This window comes from Prevotella ihumii (genome assembly GCF_900155655.1).
GTDB lineage: Bacteria > Bacteroidota > Bacteroidia > Bacteroidales > Bacteroidaceae > Prevotella > Prevotella ihumii.
The window spans coordinates 633,491-656,676 of the sequence record NZ_LT706987.1; the positions used below are offsets into that span (position 1 = coordinate 633,491).

General features: G+C 41.4%; 19 protein-coding genes. 11 read left to right on the forward strand and 8 right to left on the reverse strand.

What is annotated here, in order from left to right; translation table 11 throughout:
* Positions 1 to 644: 644 nt before the first annotated feature.
* A complete protein-coding gene (locus CZ367_RS02935; RefSeq protein ID WP_077195574.1) occupies positions 645 to 1,751 on the reverse strand; it encodes a sialate O-acetylesterase in 1,107 nt (368 codons plus the stop codon).
* Positions 1,752 to 1,855: 104 nt separating this feature from the next.
* Complete coding sequence (locus CZ367_RS02940; protein ID WP_077195575.1) at positions 1,856 to 2,869, reverse strand: class II fructose-bisphosphate aldolase; 1,014 nt, start codon at positions 2,867 to 2,869, stop codon at positions 1,856 to 1,858.
* Positions 2,870 to 3,606: 737 nt separating this feature from the next.
* Between CZ367_RS02940 and CZ367_RS02945 the strand changes: the two genes are divergently transcribed.
* Positions 3,607 to 4,419, forward strand: coding sequence for a GSCFA domain-containing protein (locus CZ367_RS02945; RefSeq protein WP_077195576.1), 813 nt, complete (start codon positions 3,607 to 3,609; stop codon positions 4,417 to 4,419).
* Entirely contained in the window at positions 4,416 to 4,838 is a 423-nt protein-coding gene (locus CZ367_RS02950; RefSeq protein WP_077195577.1) for a Fur family transcriptional regulator, read from the forward strand. Before CZ367_RS02945 ends, CZ367_RS02950 begins: the two co-directional genes overlap by 4 nt.
* A 174-nt stretch (positions 4,839 to 5,012) precedes the next feature.
* On the opposite strand, the gene CZ367_RS02955 is transcribed toward CZ367_RS02950, so the two are convergent.
* Genes CZ367_RS02955 through CZ367_RS02970 form a run of 4 tightly spaced genes read right to left on the reverse strand, consistent with a single transcriptional unit; the run spans position 5,013 to position 7,353 of the window.
* Entirely contained in the window at positions 5,013 to 5,897 is an 885-nt protein-coding gene (locus CZ367_RS02955; RefSeq protein ID WP_077195578.1) for a M48 family metallopeptidase, read from the reverse strand.
* Positions 5,898 to 5,906: 9 nt separating this feature from the next.
* Complete coding sequence (locus CZ367_RS02960; RefSeq protein ID WP_077195579.1) at positions 5,907 to 6,245, reverse strand: hypothetical protein; 339 nt, start codon at positions 6,243 to 6,245, stop codon at positions 5,907 to 5,909.
* Complete coding sequence (locus CZ367_RS02965) at positions 6,242 to 6,757, reverse strand: zinc ribbon domain-containing protein (protein ID WP_077195580.1); 516 nt, start codon at positions 6,755 to 6,757, stop codon at positions 6,242 to 6,244. The genes CZ367_RS02960 and CZ367_RS02965 overlap by 4 nt, the downstream gene beginning before the upstream one ends.
* A 50-nt stretch (positions 6,758 to 6,807) precedes the next feature.
* Positions 6,808 to 7,353, reverse strand: coding sequence for a radical SAM protein (locus tag CZ367_RS02970; RefSeq protein WP_394334154.1), 546 nt, complete (start codon positions 7,351 to 7,353; stop codon positions 6,808 to 6,810).
* Positions 7,354 to 8,529: 1,176 nt separating this feature from the next.
* On the opposite strand from CZ367_RS02970, the gene CZ367_RS02975 reads away from it, so the two are divergent.
* From CZ367_RS02975 to clpB, 3 genes are all read left to right on the forward strand, one after another.
* On the forward strand, positions 8,530 to 9,399 hold the full coding sequence (locus tag CZ367_RS02975) for a GLPGLI family protein (protein ID WP_077197341.1): 870 nt from the start codon (positions 8,530 to 8,532) through the stop codon (positions 9,397 to 9,399).
* Positions 9,400 to 9,424: 25 nt separating this feature from the next.
* Entirely contained in the window at positions 9,425 to 11,947 is a 2,523-nt protein-coding gene (locus CZ367_RS02980) for a carboxypeptidase-like regulatory domain-containing protein (RefSeq protein WP_077195582.1), read from the forward strand.
* 236 nt (positions 11,948 to 12,183) lie between these two features.
* Positions 12,184 to 14,772 carry an ATP-dependent chaperone ClpB gene (clpB, locus tag CZ367_RS02985; RefSeq protein WP_077195583.1) on the forward strand — a complete coding sequence of 863 codons (2,589 nt, stop codon included), beginning with the start codon at positions 12,184 to 12,186 and terminating at the stop codon, positions 14,770 to 14,772.
* 177 nt (positions 14,773 to 14,949) lie between these two features.
* Here the strand turns inward: clpB and CZ367_RS02990 are convergent, their stop codons facing one another.
* Complete coding sequence (locus tag CZ367_RS02990; protein WP_077195584.1) at positions 14,950 to 15,918, reverse strand: NAD(P)H-dependent flavin oxidoreductase; 969 nt, start codon at positions 15,916 to 15,918, stop codon at positions 14,950 to 14,952.
* A gap of 255 nt (positions 15,919 to 16,173) precedes the next feature.
* Between CZ367_RS02990 and gdhA the strand changes: the two genes are divergently transcribed.
* Both gdhA and CZ367_RS03000 read left to right on the forward strand, forming a co-directional pair.
* A complete protein-coding gene (gdhA, locus tag CZ367_RS02995) occupies positions 16,174 to 17,517 on the forward strand; it encodes an NADP-specific glutamate dehydrogenase (RefSeq protein ID WP_077195585.1) in 1,344 nt (447 codons plus the stop codon).
* 75 nt (positions 17,518 to 17,592) lie between these two features.
* Positions 17,593 to 18,282, forward strand: coding sequence for a septal ring lytic transglycosylase RlpA family protein (locus CZ367_RS03000; protein ID WP_077197342.1), 690 nt, complete (start codon positions 17,593 to 17,595; stop codon positions 18,280 to 18,282).
* Between the two features lie 226 nt (positions 18,283 to 18,508).
* On the opposite strand, the gene CZ367_RS03005 is transcribed toward CZ367_RS03000, so the two are convergent.
* Entirely contained in the window at positions 18,509 to 19,225 is a 717-nt protein-coding gene (locus CZ367_RS03005; RefSeq protein ID WP_077195586.1) for an RDD family protein, read from the reverse strand.
* 133 nt (positions 19,226 to 19,358) lie between these two features.
* On the opposite strand from CZ367_RS03005, the gene CZ367_RS03010 reads away from it, so the two are divergent.
* From CZ367_RS03010 to CZ367_RS03025, 4 genes are read left to right on the forward strand one after another with little or no spacing between them, the layout of a single operon-like run.
* A complete protein-coding gene (locus tag CZ367_RS03010) occupies positions 19,359 to 20,324 on the forward strand; it encodes a stage II sporulation protein M (RefSeq protein ID WP_077195587.1) in 966 nt (321 codons plus the stop codon).
* Positions 20,305 to 21,297, forward strand: a complete 993-nt coding sequence (locus CZ367_RS03015) for a hypothetical protein (protein ID WP_077195588.1) — start codon at positions 20,305 to 20,307, stop codon at positions 21,295 to 21,297. The genes CZ367_RS03010 and CZ367_RS03015 overlap by 20 nt, the downstream gene beginning before the upstream one ends.
* A gap of 18 nt (positions 21,298 to 21,315) precedes the next feature.
* Positions 21,316 to 21,927 carry a DUF4129 domain-containing protein gene (locus tag CZ367_RS03020; protein WP_077195589.1) on the forward strand — a complete coding sequence of 204 codons (612 nt, stop codon included), beginning with the start codon at positions 21,316 to 21,318 and terminating at the stop codon, positions 21,925 to 21,927.
* Positions 21,924 to 23,186 carry a DUF4350 domain-containing protein gene (locus CZ367_RS03025; protein WP_077195590.1) on the forward strand — a complete coding sequence of 421 codons (1,263 nt, stop codon included), beginning with the start codon at positions 21,924 to 21,926 and terminating at the stop codon, positions 23,184 to 23,186. The genes CZ367_RS03020 and CZ367_RS03025 overlap by 4 nt, the downstream gene beginning before the upstream one ends.

Genomic DNA, 23,186 nt, shown 5'->3' on the forward strand with positions numbered 1-23,186 from the left:
GTGCAAAGACAGCAGCCTTAAACAACGTAAAGATAAAACTATTAAATGGAATATATGAACAAAAAAGACGCTGAGAATTGATATTTTGGAGGGGCAAAGTTGAACTTTGAGGGTATCAAAGTTGAACTTTGAGGCGGCAAAACATATATGTATGGGATATTCAAAGTTGAACTTTAGCAAGCTACACTTTATAGTTTGGAGTTTTATAACAAAAAAGGTGAAATAAGGAACATTCCTATTTCACCTTTTCAAGTGTTAATTCGCAGGTTTCGCTCGTAACTTTTGGCACACTATTTGCTTACACCAAGCAAAGCAATTGCACAACGCCCTTAAACCCAAATCGGCCATTAGACCAGTTTAGGTGCTTACTTTATTATTTTTGAAACTTATGAGATGTCTTTTGGATTATTTTGGCTTTATTTTACCTATATCTGCAGTCACATAGCCCGCTATGCTCCTTTGATATATGCAAAATAAATCTCAAAATAATCGCAAAATACATTCTCATTCTAATGACTGATTTGGGTTAAACCCATAGGCTCAACAATGCCAACACAGCCATTGTGCTTTGTTTCAGAAAGATGCGCCACCCCGCACTATCTAAGGCTACCAACGTTGAAAGAATAGTTGTTAAAATAGATAACTTAATTGTTGATTGTAAACAACTGTTCGCCCTCGGTGGTGTAGAATATCATTGTAATAACCCCTTGTGGAAAGGCATTAAGGTTGATTTCAAACTTAGCCGATGGTTCTTCTATATTAAATTCTTTGAGCAATTTACCTTCGCTATCGTTCACCACAACTCGTTTTATAGGTTGATCGCCCGTAGCATATAACATTCCTTTGTCGCTTATTTGCACTTTAACATCAGCAACTGGCACAGTAACACGCTTTGTAACAACGGGTTCAGACTTACGTACTTCAGGAAGTTCAAATCCCATACCTTGCAATGTTTTGATAGCAAACTTGCGCCCTAAAGTAGCATAACCTTCATAGCTGAAATGATGTTTGTCGGCAGATAGAGGACAATTGGCTGCTGGAACCACAAAGGCGTATTGCAACTTGCTGTGTATCTTATTGATGGTTTCATTGGCTTTGGCATACTTACCTTCATATTCTGTACGCCCAACTTCACCTACTATCAACGGAACTTTAGTTGAATCCAACTTTAAGTCGGTTACGAGGTCGTAATATATCTTTCTCACCTTGCCAAGCCATTGTACTGAATTAGCATCAGTTTCGCCCTGTTGCAACAAAATACCTTTTATAACACCTTGTTTTTGTGCCACTTTTCCCATATCTACAAGGCGTTGATAAGGGTTGTTGCCATATTGTTGGATCTGCGTTTTCACATTTTCATCTTTTACGCTCTCCACATACGCCTTGTATTCAGTCTTATCGAAAGCCGTAATGGGACAGCCATCAATAGCCACACTTACTATGCCTATGCGCTTCCCCTTGGTATTTTCCATTAAAGTTTTACCAAAGCTGTCGAGCAACCCTATGCCCGCATTGGCACGAACAATAGGAGGCAATGCCTTGCGCCATTGTCCTATGCGTCGTCCATCAGTATCGTTAAGCGTTGACAGATAGAGGAAATTGTCGGAAACCACAGAGTCTCGCTGCGTAATCAGTGCTTTGCCTACCATATTTTCTTGACCTATCGCCAAGTAAACCCAAAAGTTTGCGTCTTGTGCTTGCACGCCCATCACGTTTAGAAGCAGCGCAAGCAAAAGGAAAATCTTCTTCATTAAGTCTTATTTATTGAGTTATAATTACAAAAGCATTAAAGAAAAAACGGTGACTTTAAGATTTAAAGCCACCGCTTGTTATTATTGTTTAGCTTCAATCTCGATTAATCGAGGTTAGCCAATTTGTTGTCAGAACCGAGAACTTCCTTAATCTTTTCAGCATAGAGGTCGGTCATATATTCACGAGCCTTACCGCAGTACTGACGTGGGTCGAAGTACTCTGGGTGTTCCTTCAATGTTTCGCGTACACCAGCTGTAAATGCAAGACGAGAGTCTGAGTCGATATTAATCTTACATACTGCGCTCTTAGTAGCCTTACGGAGCTGTTCTTCAGGAATACCAATAGCATTTGGCATAGCACCGCCATTGCTGTTAATTATTTCAACATACTTTTCAGGTACAGAAGATGAACCGTGGAGTACGATTGGGAAACCTGGGAGTTCCTTTTCTACTGCTTCCAATACATCGAATGCCAATGGAGGAGGAACAAGCTTACCTGTCTTAGGATCGCGTGTACACTGTTCTGGCTTGAACTTGTATGCACCGTGTGAAGTACCGATAGAGATTGCCAATGAGTCAACACCTGTACGCTTAGCAAAGTCTACTACTTCTTCTGGACGTGTGTAGTGAGATTCTTCGGCTACAACATCGTCTTCAACACCTGCCAATACACCCAACTCGCCTTCTACAGTTACATCGAATTGGTGAGCATAGTCAACTACCTTCTTGGTCAAGGCTACGTTTTCTTCGTAAGGAAGCGCAGAACCATCAATCATAACAGATGAGAAACCAAAGTCTACACAGCTCTTACAAGTTTCGAAACTATCACCATGGTCAAGGTGAAGTACAATTTCAGGATGTTTGCAACCCAATTCCTTTGCAAACTCAACAGCTCCTTCAGCCATATAACGGAGAAGAGTTTGGTTAGCATACTTGCGTGCGCCTTTAGAAACCTGTAATATAACAGGCGACTTTGTTTGAGAAGCTGCGGTAATGATAGCTTGGAGTTGCTCCAAGTTGTTGAAGTTGAAAGCTGGTACAGCCCAACCACCATCAATTGCTCTCTTGAACATCTCACGGCTGTTCACGAGTCCTAAGTCCTTATAATTTACTGCCATAATTTAATGATATATATTAAAAATGTGAATACTATTTGTTTATTACATTTGCAAATATAACCATTATTTTTTGTATAACCAAGCTAAAAAACGTCTTAAAAGTGTATATTTGTTAAAAAATACGATTTATTGAGATAAATCATATTGGTTTTAAAAAGCTAATCAACCAAGCTTTTGCATTGGGTGGGCACACAGCTTACATACCGAAATATGGAACAATGAAAAACAAAAGGTCAATAGACCAAGAATAAAAGATAATCATTTGATTTACAATAATTTACAATCAAATACAAGAAAGTAAAACAAGCAAGGAGTAAAAAATGAAGATGAATAACCTCAGAAATGAGTTTTTAACGCTTAATTGTTAAGGCTGGTTCTATAAATTAGCTTTGTTAGATTTTGAGCTTACTTTTGAGGTCAAAATGCAAGAGAGTGAAGGAGTGTAGCGAGCTACACGACTGAACGAACTTACATTTTGAACCAAAAAGAAGCCAAAAGATAACAAAACGTATTTCATAAAAATTTAATGACTATATGCGGTGGTAATTTATAGAACCAGCCTTAATCTTAAATTAATGGTTGGTACATAAAACGAAATAGAGGAATAGGCTTTTTGCGGTTTCAACATTTTTTTTTACCTTTGTATATATAGAACTTAGAATGAGTGGAAATATACAGAAAAGCCCCTCTTATATGGAATTTAGAACCCAAATAAATATAGAGTAAGCCCCTCTTATATGGAATTTAGAACCAAAGTAAATATACAGAAAGCCCCTTTTGCGATACTTCCCTGCGAGCGTGTGTTGTTCGTTGGGTCGTGTTTTGCCAATAATATAGGGCAAAAGTTTGCAGATGAGAAGTTTCGGACTGTGATCAATCCTTTTGGAACGATGTACAACCCAGCTTCCATATTGCACACCATAGAGCGTATGGACGAAACTTTTGATACGGCAGTTATCACCTTAGGCACCAATCACGTTTATATTGAGAAGACTTCGGGCGAAATTGTAGACAATTGCAAGAAGCGTCCACAGCGTTTGTTCATCGAGAAAGAACTTACGATAGACGAATGTGTAGCCTACCTAAAGTCAGCTATCAATTTGCTTTTGCAGCGCAATGAGCATACAAAGTTTATACTTACAGTAAGTCCGATACGCTATGCAAAGTATGGATTTCACAAAAGTCAGCTATCCAAAGCTACATTGCTCTTAGCCGTAAACGAGGTTGTAAAGGCGTATCCGACACACGCTGCATACTTCCCCGCTTATGAGATTGTAAACGATGAGTTGCGCGATTACCGCTTTTACAAGGCAGATATGCTTCACCCCAACGAACAGGCGGTGGACTATATATGGGAATGCTTGGTGGAAGAGTGGTTCTCTGACGAGGCAAAGAAGTTTCTTTCGGCGTGGAAACCCATAAAGGAGGCATTGTCTCACCGCCCATTTGATGCCAATTCAGAGGAATACAAAGCCTTTAGAAATAGAACTTTGGCGCAAGCAAAGGCACTTTCTGAAGTGTATAAAGGTCTAATCATAAGTGAAGAATGAATACAGAAGCGATAATAGAATATCTACTCCATCACGGCATAAAACCTACTGCCAACCGCATAGTGATTGTGGAAACGCTCTCAAGGGTTGACTATCCGATGTCTATGAAAGAGATAGAAAGCAAGATACAGACCATTGATAAATCGAACATATCTCGAACGCTCAATCTCTTTCGCAAGCATCATTTGGTTCACCAGTTGGAAGATGGGAGCGATATGGTGCGATACGAACTTTGCCGAAGCAACAATCATGAGGAGGACAACGACATGCACGTGCACTTCTATTGCGAACGTTGCCACCATACGTATTGCCTTTCAGACACGCCTATCCCCAAGGCAGAGCTACCCAAAGGCTTTAAATTAAACAGCATCAATTATATGATGAAGGGCGTATGCCCAAAGTGTAAAGCGAAAGAATAAGGGTTAGCAGAGGCGAAAGTATTCGTTTTTTTGTAGTTTTGTCAGACTCGTCCGACCTGTCCGACCCGTCCGACCCGTCCTACAATTCCAATAAAGCCCCACCCTCTCACACGCTTAAAACAATAAAGGACGGATATGCTCCGCCCTTTATTTTATAGTATTACCTTCTAAGTCTTATCTTCTTCTTTTGGTTGTTGTGGTTTTCTTTCCACTGCTCTTTGTTGTTTTAGCCACAGGAGTAGCAACCGTAGTTCTTGGTTTATAGTATTTCAATGCTTCAGGCATCAATCTTTCTAAGTTCTGAATACGAGTAGCGTCCGATGGGTGGTCGCTAAACATCTCTATAGGTTTAGTGCCTGACGACTGTGCCATACGCTTCCAGAACGGAATAGCACTCTGTGGGTCATAGCCAGCCATAGCCGCAAAGATTAATCCCATATAGTCTGCCTCGTTCTCATTCGAGCGACTATACCTCAAATTGCGGAACGAGAAGTAAGTACTACCTATTTGTCCTGCTGCTTGCGCTGCTTCTTGTCCAACCGTTGCACCAAGAATGGCACCTGCAGCTTGCGTAAATATACCTTGATTTTGCTTCTTTGTCATCTGTTCAGCACTGTGTTTAGCCACAGCGTGTGCTATTTCGTGTCCCAGAACAATAGCCAAACTTGCCTCGTTCTGTGTATATGGCAGCAATCCTTCGTACACTACAATCTTTCCACCTGGCATACAGAAGGCATTAGCCTGCTTGTCTGCAACAAGATTAAATTCCCATTGGAAGTTCTGTATCTCGTTTGCAAAGCCGTTATTGCGCAAGTAAGTTTCCACGGCATTGGCAAGATTGCGACCTACACGATTTACCAATTGTACGTTTCGTGTATCGGTAGAGCGTTTTGCAGATTCCATAAACTTGCTGTATTCTTGATTGCTGAGCGACAGAATATATTCATCGCTCACCGAAATTTTGTGCTTACGGCCTGTCAAAGGTACAGTAGAGGTTGTGCCACAAGCGGCAAAAGTAGCCACAACCACAGTCATCATCAATAATTTTAAATGCTTCATAATGCAATTTTATTTGTTATCTTTTGTTCTTTTCCTCAAATATTTCACCCAAGCGTATGGTTTTCTTGTCTTCAAATAAGTAAGATTTCGCTCATTAGCGTATGCCTCTCGCTCGAATGAAAGATTCATATAAGCCCTCCCCGACATAGGCAAACGCACCAGCCATTCCACAACATACCATATATAAAAAGGTAAGACAAGCATCTCCAACATCTGCCTTGTGTGTATGCGCTCGTGATTGATGGTCTCCTCGCTTAGCAATACTCCAGGGTGAACAAACAACATTCCAAAAATATTGATTGCATCGTAATGCTTAGCAGGAATACGCTTTGTACGGAATATTATCATTGTCCTGTCTCTACATTCTCAACACGTGGCTTGGCTACAGTAGGGGTAATAGCATTCGCAGGCGCATCGTTGCTACCGCCTTCAGGACGTGAAGGCACTATTACGGGTGCTTCTTCGCTTTCCGAAGATTGAGAATTGTCCGACGAATGATTGCGATGGCGATTTTTACCACGTATGGTATTCATCACCTTTTCAGCCTCTTTCTGTTCTTCCAATGCCATTGAGTCTTTCGCAAGCACATCTACAGAAGCTGTATCAAACCTTACAACATTCTTTTCGGCTAAGTTCGAATCGGGTTCGATGGCAGTTTGCGTGTACTCAGGGTCGTTTTTATGGTTTTGATAATACAATAAACCGTATGCAACAAGAAAAATCGTACCAATTATAATAAAGATTACCAAGCCACGACTTATTGTAGGCTCGTCATCATCGTCGTGATGCAAAGGTGCTCCACAATTGTGACAGTTCACTTCATTCTCGTCTACCTCTATGTTGCAATTAGGACATCTCATATCTTTTTCCCTTATGTTTATTTGGTGACAAAGGTACACTAAATCGGAGATTAATCAAAATATTTCACTCTATATTTGAACTCATCGAAGGTTGAAAAGCCCATTTCCTCCAACATCAGCTTACTTTCTTGGCGCATTTTCTCATCATTAAATTCGAGAATAAGCGGAAGTCGTATTATTGTTTTCTCTGCCAACCCCTGTGCTTTTATCCATTTCAGATTGTCTATCACCCTATTGTTGTCTCGCCCCGTGTATGCTTTATATATAAATAGGTGTATATCTTTCACATCTACGATATATTGCGAAACGAGGGGAGCAACCGCCTGCAAATGTTCCAAAGGCACATTGAGCGAAGTCTCCAACGTGAGTTTCCACAAGGGGTTCATAATCTTTTCAAACCTTACTATAAAATCGCTGTGCAACAAGGGTTCACCTCCACCAAAACAGATGCCTCCTCCTGTTGCCATAAAGTAGAGGTCGTCTATCTCCACTTCACCATATAGCTCGTTTGGGGTAAGGGTTCGCCACACGCCCTCGCTCGACAAAATCGCCATTGCACACACACCTGCCGCAATGCCACCTTCCTTTACAGACAAACCATTGCGCTGCTTACGTTTGAGCTCGCTTTCCAAATAGCGCACCTCAGCTTCACACGCAGCACAAGTTCCCTTACATTCGACCTCGTAAAAACATTCCTTTGGAGCGTATGCAATACCATTCTCGTCGGCTATGCGTTACCTAATAGCTTCAAAATCTTGCAAGTAGTTCTCCCTTTGTTCATAAGTTATACGCCGTTGGTTTCTATATTAATAACGTGCAAAGGTTAGAAATATTTCTTTCCGACATTATTTTTGGTTCTTCTGCAAACAGCTATCTAAAGCCACATTGCCCACAGCTCGCCCTCGTTTGCAGGACTTTTAGACAACCGACAAACAGAACAATAACCCAAAAGGCATCACATTAAAACAATGCAAACACAATCTATTGATAATCAGCACATTGCAAATGCGTTCTAAAACATATATGTTTCACCACCCAAAACATATATGTTTTACCCTCCCAAAGTTCAACTTTGACAACCTCAAACATATATGTTTTGCTTTCCAAAGATTGATGTTTTAAAATTAATGGTTGGGTATAGGAAAAAGAGAACAATAATATAAGGTAGGTTAGGAATGGGCTAATGACAATAAAAACTATCACAAATACTTAAAAACACTTTCACTTGCTCGTTTCTTAAATATTTCTTTTCTGAAAGAGAAATATAAGAAATAAAGCAAAATTTTGGGTCTTGTATATTTAAATAAGTAAAAAACAAAACTTAATTAATGATTTTTGAATTATTATTAAATAAACATTTATACCTTTGCAGACGAATAACGAAAAAATCAGACTACTACTGAAAATAGAGATACGCATTTATTTGCAGTATCATTAATTAATAATCATAATATAAAAAACAAAACAAGATGAAGAAAATTATCTATGTTGCCGTAGCTGCAACAATGCTATGCACAAACAACGCATTAGCCGATTCAAACAACTCGAACGATGAAGAACATTGAATTGTTATCACAACAACCAAAGATAATACCTTTCACGTTAATACCAAAAATTTTAAAAACACTACGATTTGGCAAAGTACGCAGAAAAGACAAGCGATGGAATTGACCAAAAACATCCTAACGGCGATTATCACAAATAATTGCGATTAAATTCAAATTACTTCAGGCTAACAAATGTTACCTGAAATAAGAAATAACACTACTCGTATGAGAATAATACAATTATTCCTTTTTTTATTTTTTACCCTCAACAGCTTTGCACAAGACTGTAAGATAGATGGTGCTGAAGTTATGGAAGATAAACCTCTAATAAGGAAAAGAACTATCTTAGACACTGCTACTGTAAAAGTTTTATACGAACTACAATATAGAGAAGACTCTACAAAGGCGGAAAAAACAAAGGCACAGACCATTCTTCTTTGTGGCGATACGCATTGTATGTTTCTCGATTATTATACCATTTTAGCTGATTCGATGGCTTATGCGATGGAAAAACAAAAAGCATCACCATTAGAATTTATGGGTAAAATACATAATCTACATAAGAAAAGAAAGTTTAAAATAGAAATTCTAACAGACTTTGCCAAAGACATAACATCGGTTTGCGAAGAAGCAATAGAGACCTACGCATATACAGAACCAGCAGCTTCGTTCAGCTGGAACTTGGCAGAGGGCGACACTACCCTTTTAGGTTATAAATGCTCTAAAGCTACTTGCACTTTCAGAGGACGCAACTATATAGCCTGGTATGCGCAAGACATAAATATTCCGCTTGGACCTTATCGCTTTGGCGCACTCCCTGGCATCATTATGTTGATGTACGATACAAAAGACAACTATATCTTTACGCTGAACGGACTTGAAACAAACCCAACGACAAACAACTTGATTTACCAAAAAGAAGAAGGAAGTTTATTTCATAAAGGTGAAAAAGAGAAAATGCGTGCAATCATAAAAAAAGAAAATGAGCATTGGACGGAAAGCATTTTAAGTTCACCTATTATTAGAATAGACCCTGAAGTGGCTGCCAAAATGGATCGTACACCAGACCCTTATAATCCGATAGAATTAGAATAATACAAGCCAACACGCCTTGCCTTGAATGAAGAAAGAAATATTATTCTCACTATTTTTCCTTTTAATGGCACTTCCTCTTGCTGCCCAAAAGATAAACGGAAAGATAGTGAGCAGTGACAACAACACTCCCATAGCAAGGGCAACTTGCAAGTTAGTGGGTGAAAAGAACGCTTTATTAGCTTATTGCATTACAGATAAGAATGGACGTTTCACTATCAATACCAAGCCTAACGCTGTGGCATTGGTGGTTACAGCTATGAACTATGCTGCCAAACGCATAGACATAAGTAAATGCAAAGAGGGAATGAGCATCGCTATGAAGGAGGAAAACCACGAACTAAACGAGGTGATAGTGCGTGCGCCTGCCATTAGCCGTAAGAAAGACACGCTCAATTATAATGTGGCTTCGTTCTTATCGGCTGAAGATATGCACCTTGAAGATGTGCTGAAAAAGATGCCAGGCATTGAGGTAACAGAGGACGGAAGTGTACGATACCAAGGAAAATCTATCAATCGTTTTAACATCGAGGGTCAAAACCTCTTGGGCAATCGTTATAACCAAGCTACACGAAATATGCCTGTCAAAGCTGTGGCAACTGTGCAGGTAATGGAGAATAACCAACCCATAAGAGCCTTGGAAGACAAGGTGTTTAGCGACCAAGCATCGTTGAACATCAAACTGAAGAAGGAGTATAAATTCCACCCCTTTGGTGAAGTGGCAATAGGGGGCGGAGGCTTTGACAAACTACTGTGGAACAATTATTTCACACTGATGAACGTAGGCAAGAAAGCACAGACACTCATCACTGCCAAAATGAATAACCTTGGCTACTGCTTAGGACGCAATGCCACAAATAGTATCAATCTGTCCAACTTGGACGATGATATTTTCTTGCCAAGTAGCTTGGTAAGAGGCGGTACGCTACGTACACTACCTATGAAACCTAATCGATACATAGACAACAAATCATTTGAGATTTCGGCTAACCAACTGTTCAAATTGTCGGAATATTCCAACATTGTAGTCAACCTGACTTATATAGACGAGCACGAAGAAGGTAAAGACAGCACGCACAACGAATATAATATAGGTGAGCGAATTGTATTGAACGAAACAAACAGCTTGAAGTCGTATTATCAGAAATTTGCACCTATCGTTAAGTACGAATTGAATGAAAAAAAACTTTACTTGCTGAACGAGGTGAAAGGAAACATAACAAAGACCTACACAGAGAACAATATCGTTTCAAACAAAGATAGTCTGCTCACCATTGCAGAACGCAAACCTGCGTATGTTTCCAACCATCTGAAAGCTATTCTCACAACAGCTCGTCGCATCTATTCGCTGAACTCTACGGCGAGATACTACAATGCCGAAGAAACAATAAACCAACCCTACGCACAAAAACTTAGACGTGAGGAGTTTACAATGGACAATAAAGTGGGAACAAGTTTTATCCTTTTCAGCAACAAACTAAGACTGAATTACGTCAATAAGCTCTTCTCACAAAGTCTGCATATCGAAAATAGCGTATTCAAGAGTAGTATTCAGTCTAACATTATCATGCCCGCTTACAGCTTTGATGTCAAGAAAGTGCATCTGAATGTTGATGCGCCTATCAACTTTATACAAAGGCGTGTGCCGTGGAAGATAGAGCAACCTATTGACAACAGGCTCTTTCTGTCGCCTTCGGTGTCGGTCAGCTATCACCCAAACAGCAAAATAACATTGGGTATAAGTGGTGGTTACAACGAAAACAGTGGGAAAGAAACACTCTTTGGACACTCTTATTTCAGCAATTACCGCACTCGCGAAGACTCTATATCTTCATTCGGTTGGGATAAGCAATGGAGGTCTTCGTTCTCATTCACGTATATGGATATAATCCACCTCTTCTCTTTCAACTTATCAACATTCGCATCGTGGAAGCACAGCGATTATCTCACAAACTATAATTATACCAATGAGATTTCTACAAGCAACCCGATATGGAAAGACAACTTTAATAGAAGTTTCTCTGTTATTACCAATATGAAGAAGTCGTTCTTCGGTAAATGCAGCCTCAGCCCTTCGTTTAGTTATTTCCATAACGAATATGCTTACGCACAAAACAACGAGGAATTTAAGATAAAAGCAAACTCCTTGTCGGCTTCCTTAATGATGCTTGTCTATCTAAACAAATGGATAAACATAACTTACGATGGCTTTGGAGCAATGAGTTGGCAAAGTAATAACAATGCACCACAAATGAAATCATTCCGCAACAACGTTATCTTGTTTTATAAACCTTGTAAGAAATTTGATTTGAAACTAACAGGTGAGTACAATGCGGTAGAGGTAAGAAAGGACAAATATGAAACCAACTTTTTCTTAGACTTCAACGCCAATTATTATTTGGCTAAGCGAACGCGCTTAATGATGAATGTAACAAACTTGTTTAATCAACATCGCTATGTAAATGCCTCGTACAATGCAACCAACTACCACTATTATTCAAAATTATTGCGTGGCAGAGAGATATTCGCTTCCATAATGTTTTCTTATTAAAAGATGGGCGTTTAGCTTTATATAACTCGTTTTCAACGGGTTAAAAAAACATTATAAGCAGATTAAGAAATCGCTATCAAACGGATAAAACTCCATTTGATAGCGGTTTTTTCTTGCACCTTTAAATCCATATTTATGCCAAATAGGCACATTTTTAGCCAAATTGTCAGCATTAAAACCATAGGCACGCCATTTGAAGAGATAGCTATCAGAACAAAAAGAAAGGAGAACAAAAGATGTTATTAGACAAGTTTACAATCAAAGCACAAGAAGCTGTACAAGCTGCAGTGCAAACTGCTAACCGCAATGGTCAGCAAGTAATAGAACCTATACACCTACTATCAGGCGTGATGGAAAAAGGAAAAGACGTAGTGAACTATCTTTTCCAAAAGCTCGGCACCAATCTTTCGTTGGTAGACAATGCCGTGAAGAGCGAAATAACACACCTTCCAAAGGTTTCAGGGGGTGAACCTTATTTCTCTGCCGATGCTAACAAGGTGATGCAACAGACAATGGATATTTCGCAAAAGATGGGCGACGAGTTTGTAAGCATCGAACCTTTATTGCTCGCACTCTTAACCGTAAATTCCACAGCAAGCCGAATATTGAAAGATGCGGGTTGCACCGAAACAGATATGCGGGCAGCTATCAGCTCGTTGAGACAAGGCGAGAAGGTGCAATCGCAAAGTGGTGACGAGAATTATCAAGCACTTTCAAAATATGCACGCAACTTGGTGGAAGATGCAAGAGCAGGCAAGCTCGACCCTGTAATAGGTCGTGATGACGAAATTCGCCGTGTATTGCAAATCCTCTCACGACGCACAAAGAACAATCCTATACTCATAGGCGAACCTGGGACAGGTAAAACAGCCATCGTAGAAGGTTTGGCAGGGCGTATCATTCGTGGTGATGTGCCTGAAAACTTGAAGAACAAGCAACTCTACTCCTTGGATATGGGCGCATTATTGGCAGGTGCAAAGTATAAAGGCGAATTTGAAGAGCGACTAAAGAGCGTTGTAAAAGAAGTAACCAATGCTGATGGCGACATTATTCTCTTCATCGACGAAATACATACCCTCGTAGGTGCAGGTGGCGGAGAGGGAGCAATGGACGCTGCCAACATCTTAAAACCTGCCCTTGCACGTGGTGAATTGCGTGCCATTGGTGCAACTACGCTCAACGAGTATCAAAAGTATTTTGAGAAGGACAAGGCACTTGAACGCCGTTTCCAAACCGTTATGGTGGACGAACCCGATGAGTTGGACGCTATATCTATCCTCCGTGGACTGAAAGAACGCTACGAAAACCATCACAAAGTGCGTATTCAAGACGATGCTTGTATAGCTGCTGTGCAACTTTCGGAACGTTATATATCCGACAGATTTCTACCCGACAAGGCTATCGACTTGATGGACGAGGCGGCAGCAAAGCTCCGTATGGAGCGAGACTCCGTTCCAGAGGAATTGGACGAGATAAGTCGCCGACTGAAACAATTAGAGATAGAGCGTGAAGCCATAAAGCGTGAGAACGATACAGAGAAGATTGCGCTCTTAGACAAGGAGATTGCCGAGCTGAAAGAGCAAGAAACAGGCTTCAAAGCAAAATGGGAAGGCGAAAAGGCATTGGTAAACAAAATCCAAAAAGACAAGGAAGAGATAGAACAGCTCAAGTATGAAGCCGAACGTGCCGAACGTGAAGGCAACTACGAGCGTGTTGCTGAAATTCGCTACTCACGCTTAAAGGAGTTGGACGATGATATTCAGCATATTCAATCCCAACTGCAACTTACCCAAGGGGGCGAAGCAATGATACGTGAGGAGGTAACTTCGGACGATATAGCCGAAGTAGTGAGCCGATGGACGGGGATACCTGTAACACGAATGATGCAAAGCGAACGTGAAAAACTGCTACATTTGGAGGCTGAACTCCATAAGCGAGTAATAGGACAAGAGGAAGCCATCACGGCTGTATCGGACGCTGTACGTCGCTCTCGTGCAGGACTGCAAGACCCTAAAAAGCCTATCGCATCGTTTATCTTCCTCGGTACCACGGGTACTGGTAAGACAGAGTTGGCAAAGGCTTTAGCAGAATATCTTTTCAATGATGAAACAATGATGACGCGCATAGATATGAGCGAGTATCAAGAAAAGTTTAGCGTATCGCGTCTTATTGGTGCACCTCCAGGATATGTGGGATACGATGAGGGCGGTCAACTGACCGAGGCTGTACGTCGCAAACCTTACTCTGTGGTATTGTTTGACGAGATAGAGAAGGCTCACCCTGATGTGTTCAACATTCTCTTGCAGGTATTGGACGATGGGCATCTGACAGACAATAAGGGTCGTGTGGTGAATTTTAAGAACACCATCATTATAATGACGTCCAACCTTGGTTCGCAATACATTCAACAAGAGTTTGCAAAACTCACCGAGGACAACCGACAGAACATTATCGACCTTACACGTATCACGGTGATGGATATGCTAAAAAAGACCATTCGCCCTGAGTTTCTTAATCGTATAGACGAAACCATAATGTTCCTACCGCTCACCAAGGCAGAGATAGCAAACATTGTTAGTCTGCAGCTCAATCGTGCTAAGGATATGCTCACACCACAAGGCTTTAGCTTAGAGTGGACGCCAAATGCGGTAGACTATCTATCCGAAGTGGGCTACGACCCAGAGTTTGGTGCTCGCCCTGTAAAGCGTGCTATCCAACGCTACGTACTGAACGACCTTAGCAAGGCCATTCTTGCCGAAAAGGTAAGCCGAGAAAAGCCTATCATTATAGATAGCTTGGGCGAAGGATTGGTATTTAGAAACTAAATTTAGGATACAAAAAGCCCCTTCCGAACTTACGGAAGGGGCTTTTTATATTATGTCTATTGCTTATTCTACAACTTCAGCTGGAGAAATAGCACGCCAAATAACAAGTGTTTGTTGCACCATTGTGCCTACCATTTCTGCTAAATACTTTAAGGCTGGTAATTTATAGAACCAGCCTTAAGAAAGAGAAAAATTGAGCCGTTCTATAGCCGAAAGGTATTCTTGAATAAGCCTATTCACAATTGTCTCTACCGATTCTATAGCATTAATGGCAGCTGCCACTTGACCTATTTCCAACTCACCATTAACTACATCGCCCTCAAAAATGCCTCGCTTCGATGCCTTTTCGCCAAGAATAGCCATTAGTTGTTCGACAGTTGCGCCCTCGTTCTCAGCTTTTTCTATTTGCTCAAACAAGGCGTTACGCACCATTCGGGTAGGCGCAAGTTTCTTTAAGCACAACATTGTGTCGCCTTCGTTCAGAGCTACACACGCTTGCTTGAAGGCTTCCGCTGCGCTACTCTCCTTGCTCAGCGCAAAGAGCGTTCCTATTTGTACAGCCTCAGCACCCAATGCCATCGTTGCCAATAAGGCTTGACCTGAAGCGATACCTCCCGCTGCAATTACAGGTAGATTGGTAGTTTGGCACACTTGGGGTATGAGGGTAAGCGTAGTAGTTTCCTCTCTCCCATTGTGTCCACCAGCCTCAAAGCCTTCTGCAACGATGGCGTCCACGCCCGCCTCTTCGCATTTGCGAGCAAACTTACTGCTCGATACCACGTGAACCACTTTTATTCCATTGGTTTTGAGCAGAGCTGTATATTTCTTCGGACTGCCTGCCGATGTAAAAACTATGGGCACGTGCTCGGCAATGAGTATTTGGATAATTTCCTCAACATTAGGATACATCAAAGGCACGTTCACACCCCACGGCTTATCAGTGGCAGTCTTCATCATATTAATATGGTATAAGAGCATTTCAGGGTGCATTGAGCCTGCGCCAAGCAGTCCTAACCCACCTGCATTACTTACAGCGGCAGCCAATCGCCAACCACTGCACCACACCATTCCACCAGATATGATGGGATAAGAAATGCCAAAGAGTTGGCATATTCTGTTGTTTACAAAGCGTTTATTTCTATTCATAATTCTCAAAAGGAAAAACTTTATTTTCAACAAAAATAGCAAATACTTCACAAAATAAGCCCATAAAGTTGCAAAAATCAAACTTTTTTTATTCTTTTGCAAGCCAGAGTGTGAATAAACTAAGTTTTTGAAACTCTAAAGGTGCTGTTAAAGTAATTAAAAGATACAATTTTGTTTGGTTATTTGAGTAATAATGAATACATTTGCGGTAGAATTTAAAACAATAACTAACATAAACATTGTTATCAAATTACTATGGAAGTAAAAAAAATTATGGAAGCCTTGGAGCTTAAGCATCCAGGCGAGTCTGAGTTCTTACAGGCAGTTCAAGAAGTTCTCGAATCAATCGAGGAAGTTTACAACCAACACCCTGAGTTCGAAAAAGCTCAGATTATCGAAAGAATGGTTGAACCAGAACGTATCTTCACATTCCGTGTAACATGGATTGACGACAACGGTAAGGTTCAGACTAACCTCGGTTATCGTGTACAATTCAACAGTGCTATCGGTCCTTACAAGGGCGGTCTCCGTTTCCACAAGGCTGTTACACCTTCAATGTTGAAGTTCCTCGGTTTCGAACAGACATTCAAGAACGCACTTACAACATTGCCTATGGGTGGTGGTAAGGGTGGTTCAGACTTCGACCCAGTTGGTAAGTCAGACGCTGAAATTATGCGTTTCTGCCAAGCATTTATGCTCGAACTCCGTCACAACATCGGTCCAGACCAGGATATCCCTGCTGGTGACGTTGGTGTTGGTGGTCGCGAAATCGGCTATATGAACGGTATGTACCAGAAGCTCACACGTCAGTATCACACAGGTGTGCTCACAGGTAAGGGCCTCACATGGGGTGGTTCTTTCTTCCGTCCTGAAGCTACAGGTTATGGTGCACTCTATTTCACAGAGCACCTCCTCAAGAAGGCTGGCAAAGACATCAAGGGTAAGAAGGTTGCTCTCTCTGGCTTCGGTAACGTAGCTTGGGGTGCTGCACAGAAGACTCTCGAACTTGGCGGTAAGGTAGTTGCTATTTCAGGTCCTGACGGTGTTTGCGAAATCCCAGAAGGTATCACACCTGAAATGATCGACTATATGCTCGAAATGCGTAGCTCTAACCGTAACAAGGTAGAAGATATGGCTACTAAGTTCCCTGGCAAGGCTAAGTTCACAGCTGGCAAGAAGGCTTGGAGCGTTCCTGTAGACATCGCTCTCCCTTGTGCATTCCAAAACGAGCTTAGCGAAGATGACGCTAAGGAATTGGTTGCTAACGGTTGCTGGTGCTGCTGCGAGGTATCTAATATGGGTTGCCAACCAGGTGCTATCCACTACTTCCAAAATAATGGTATCCTCTTCGCTCCAGGTAAGGCTGTAAACGCTGGTGGTGTTGCAACATCTGGTCTTGAAATGACACAGAACGCAGCTCACTTGAACTGGGCTCCAGCTGAAGTTGACGCTAAGCTCCACTGGATTATGGAAAGCATCCACGAGCAGTGCGTTAAGTACGGAACTCAGAAGGACGGCTCTATCGACTACGTTAAGGGTGCTAACATCGCTGGTTTCATGAAGGTAGCTCAGGCTATGCTCGAACAGGGTGTAATCTAATTTAGTCTCCTCCTCCACCCCACGGCACTCGTGGGATGGATAAAAATAAAGGAGAAGACTGATAAACATAACAATATGGATAAATTCAGATTTCTCCTTACAATAATAGGCTTTACCGTTTCGACCGTGTCTTTGGCACAGTCGAGTGGTAAAGCCTCTTATTATAGTAATAGTTTACACGGACGAAAGATGAGTAACGGTGAGCGTTACGACCGTAACGACTTTACTTGTGCACATCGTACGCTTCCTTTTGGTACACAGTTGCGTGTAACAAACACAAAGAATGGCAGGGAAGTAATAGTACGTGTTACCGATCGTGGACCATTTGTACGAGGGCGCATTGTCGACCTATCATACGCTGCAGCCAGCGAGATTGGTATGATTTCGAGCGGTGTAGCGTATATCAAAGTTGAGGTATTGCCTAAAGATACCGAAATTCCTTTCGCTTCAGAACCCATCGTTCCCAAGTTTCCAGAGGTGGAATATGGTTTAGCAGGTGTATGTTACGAGTTTATACCTGAATGGGGAAGCAAGGGAAAGGACGATAAACCAACTACCATAGAACGCAAAGTAAAGACTTCACTAAACCCAAATAAAAAGTCAATAGTTAGACCCGTTAAGCCAAAAACCGATAACAGCAAAAAACGACCTACCGAGACTAAGCCTAACAACAACAATACTGCGACTCAGAAAAAAGAGAAGTCGAACAAGTGGACTGACTTCTTTAAAAGTATAAAAGAAGGCGTAACAGGGCTGTTTGAATAAGCTTTCACATAATTAGAAGACAGCAATAAACCGCTATCAAATGGAGTTTATCTCTTTTTGATAGCGGTTTATTATTGCAATACATTCCAATTCTAAATTGCACAATCTTTGTCTTATAGAAAAAAAGAGAAATAAAGAAGTATAATAAGAACAATAAAAAGAATTTACCCAATTGATATGAACCTCCAAACACTTTTTGTCAAACTTTTGAAGTTCATACCAAACCTTAGATTACCTCTAAACTAAAGTGTTGATAATCTCGAATAATGGTGTAGAGAAACTTCTCGTGTGCGGTGTTGTCGTAGGGGATATTCAAGGCTTGATGCACCTTTATTGAGAGCTTTTCTATGCGATAACTTCGTTCTTCGGTATAGTCCGAATTTAGTGTACGTTGTATCACATCTATCTGATTGAGCGTTAAATCTTCCGCTTGTTTATACACAGGGGTATAATTACGCTCCAAGTATGAGAACTCGTCTAACGAAACTTGCAACTTTCTATAATTGTGCAATTGTATCACCATTGTTCCTGCTGCAAGGTCGCCAATGCGTTGTTTATCCTTTGTTACCAATATAGATATGGGCGCAATGGTAAACCCTACATCTATAATTTGTAGCAACCAACGCATAAAATAGTCGCCCAATGTAGGGGTAGAACCATCTTTTTTCACCACCTTTATTTTCATCACCATCTTGCCCAACGATTGCCCGTTGTTGAGCACTTCCATAAGGAACGAATAGAAAAACACAGGTAGGAAGAGCCCAAAGAAGTAACCTGCCTCACCTACTTGCACATTTAGCAAGTCGATTAAGATAGACATTCCCAAAAGATAAAATCCCAAGATGGCTATATCAATGATATAGGCTAACATACGTGCGCCAATACTTACTGGGGTTTGGGCTATATGCACATATTGCCCTGTTATAATGTTAGATTGCGACATATCTTTTTTCTATTTTTTTGAATACATACAAATTGCAATTGCATATTTTCTCTATCAATGTTGCAAATTTAAGAAATTATTTATACTTTTGTGCGTAATCTTTGACGAATGTTTTAGAAACCATTCTAATTTTATGAAGGAAATATTGTTCATACGCAATAATATCGACAAGTGGAGAGCTACTGAAGAGAAAGTGGAACAGGCTCGTATGGTGTCGCCCGATGAGTTGGCAGACCTCTATACCGACCTAACTGCTGACTTGGCTTTTGCCCAAACCCACTACCCCACGTCACGTATTACAGCGTATCTTAACAATCTTGCTTCGGCTTTACACAATGAGATTTACCGCAATAAGCGTGAGAGATGGTCACGATTGTACACGTTCTGGTCGCAAGAAGTACCCGATGTGATGTGGCGCGAACGTCGTTTGCTGCTCATCTCGTTCATTATATTTATGGTGAGCGCACTCGTTGGCGTTATCTCAACCTTGGGCAATCCCGAATTTCCACGCACCATAATGGGCGATGCCTATATGGATATGACGTTGGACAATATCGCAAAAGGCAATCCTATGGGCGTGTATGGCTCTACCAGCGAGAGCACAATGTTTCTCGCCATTACCTTTAATAATATTATGGTATCGTTCAATATGTTCGTTCTTGGCATACTGACAAGCTTTGCCCCTGGCTTTAGTCTTTTCCGCAATGGCATAATGATAGGCTGTTTCGATACCTTTTTCTATCAGCAAGGTATGCTTTCTGAGTGCTTTTTGGCAACAATGCTCCACGGCACGTTAGAACTTTCGGCTATCGTGGTAGCAGGTGCAGCGGGCTTAGCAATGGGCAATGGGTGGCTTTTTCCAGGCACTTACACCCGTATGGAGAGCTTCAAGCGAGGTGCAAGACGAGGTTTAAAAATCGTTGTCGGCACTGTTCCGCTTTTCATTATTGCAGGCTTTATCGAGAGTTTTCTCACACGACATACCGATATGGGCGATGGTTGGCGCATAGCTATCATTAGTCTCTCGGCACTATTCATCGTGTTCTACTTTATTTATTTACCATTCAAACGCAATCACAATGCAAATCATTCATCCTAAAATTTCGTTATATCGAGTTCGCACCCTTAGTGACAACTTCTCTGCAACATTCGACTTCGTGAGAGAAAACTTCAAGATGTGGTTTGTTGGCAATCTTTACTTGCTCCTTCCCCTTTGCCTAATACAGGGTTATGCTATGAACACATTCATAGGCGATGTTTTGGGAATGAGTGAAAACAGTGCTGCGTATTCACCCTTCAGTGCCAGCGATGGCATATTGATACGTATGGGAGTATCGTATATAGCTATCCTTTTGTTTGCCACAATTGGCGATGCGCTTACCATTTCGTTGTGCTATGCTATGATGAAATATTATGATGAGCACGACGAACGTTTGAAAGGTGTAACCCTTACCGACCTGAAACCAATGATTATAGCTTACTTGAAGAAAGTTGCTAAGGCAACATTGGCTTTCCTTGGCATCTTCATTTTGTTGGCTGCCGTGGTAGGTTTGCTTATCTTTGCTTTAGGAGAAGTATCGCTTTTCTTTATTGCCATTATTTTCTTAGCTTCTATGGTGATAACAGTTCCTATCGCCTTGTTCTACCCTATCTATATATTCGAGGAGATAAAGATTATACCAGCCCTAAAGCGAAGTTTGCATTTGGGCTTTCCACACTTCTTTAGCATTTTAGGCTTTGTTATTGTTATTTCGCTCTTGAGCAACATCTTACAAAGTTTTATTTCCGCACCTTGGTATATTATGTATATGTTGAAGGTTTTCTTTACTGTAAGCAATGAGACAGGCAACTTTACCACCTCGGCACTTTATAGCTTTGGTTTCTACCTCACATCTGTATTGATGTCACTTGGCATCTATCTTTCTGCATCGTTCACCCTTATGGGTCTTGGCTATGTTTACGGAAGCATTGCCGAAGAAAGCGATGCTATTTCGGTAGATAAAGACATAGAAAACTTTGCAGAACCTTCGGCTGAAGATAAGGAAATAGACAATTTCGATAATCTTATTTAAGCTCCATACAGACGCTAAATGTTACCCCAGCTCCACGATACACTCACGTGCGACAGCACCTTACTTCACCAGTTCCGCTCTGATGAAGCATACGACTATGCACGAGAGTTGCAAGCTCCCGACCTCAACATTATAGAGTGGATTGGCAAAAAGCTGATGGAAATCATTGGTAAGTTATTAAATATAGAGGGACCAAGCGATATTCGCATACCGCTCTATATACTTTTTGCCCTTGTTATTATAGCTATCGTGGGCTATCTGCTGTGGAAATACAAGCCATACTTGTTCCGTAGGTCTGGGGAAATTAGCACCGATGCCATCGAAGAAAACAACATTTATGGTATCAACTTTGAGGAAGAGTTGGCAAAAGCTATGCAAGCAGCCAACTATAACAAGGCTGTGTGCATCGTTTACCTCCAAACATTGCGCTTCTTAGCCGACAATAAGAAAATTAATTGGCAGATATATAAAACACCAACGCAGTACACACGCGAGTTTTTGATGGGCGAATTTACTCGCTTCACCAACCTTTTTATGCGCGTACGCTATGGCAATTACCAAGCCAACGAGCAGAGTGTGAAGACGATGCACGAGCTTAAAGCCAAGATAAAGGAAGGAGGTGAGGCGTGAATCGTAAGTTTATAATGGGCGTTGTAGGCTTCCTTGTGTTTGTCTTTATTATGGAATGGAATGCTCCAAAGAAGTTTGTTTGGCAACCCACTTACCATCACACAGACGAGCAACCTTTTGGTTGTGCGGTTTTCGATTCGATTATGAACCGCTCATTGCCCAACAGATATAGCGTAATAGACAAGACTTTGCCGCAAATACTTACAGCAAAGCCCACTCAGCCTACCACCTATATCGTGACGACAAGCGACTTTCAAGCTACTCCAATAGACCGTAAAGCTATTGCAAAGTTGCTCCAACAAGGACACAATATCATAATTTCGGCAGGCAGTTTCTCCGCTGACAGTATTCCAAACGTCGGTAATCTTGCCATCGAAGGTAATGATAGTTTCGACCCTCGTGCGGTCAGAGCAAGCATAGAGCAGCTTACCATACTGATGGACACACTAAGTTGGGCAGACCAACGGCCATACACCCAGCGTCCTTTTTATGCTTATCGCCAAATGATAAGTGGACGGGTGGAAGATTATCGCTCGAAGAAAGAACAGCTAAAACAGCCCTGCGACACACTTTTAAAGGCATGGATTACCCCTGCGTGGAACGAATACACACTTATTTGCGAGGCATATATAACAGATATAAAGGCAAGTAAGGGGCATCTTTATTTGTGTAGTGTGCCGTTATTCTTAACCAATTATGGCATCTTAGACCCACAAATCAATCCTATTATCTTCCGCCTGATGTCGCGATTGGGCAACACACGCATTGTGAGAACTGAAGGTTATATCCCTAAGACAGAGTTGAATACGGAAACACCGCTCGTCTTCTTCCTCCAACAACCTCCACTAAGATGGGCTATCTATCTAACGATGTTAGGTTTGCTGCTCTTCTTTGTCTTCACCGCAAAGCGTCGACAGCGCGCCATACCACTACAACAACAACGCGAAAACAAAGCGTTAGAGTTTGTTCAACTCATAGGAACGCTCTACTACCAGCGTCACGATAATGCCGACTTGGTACGCAAAAAGTGCAACTACTTTGCCGAGACACTTAGAAGAACGCTCCAAATAGACATTACAGCCGAAGAAGAACAGGCAGAGGCTGCACGTATCATAAGCCAACACACAGGTATTGCAAATGAAGAAATAGCCTCAACCCTGCAAAGCGTAAACGCATACAGCGCAAACCAAGAACGTGTGAGCGACAAAGATATGCGCCAGATTATCAACGAAATAGACAATATCATAAGACAAATATAA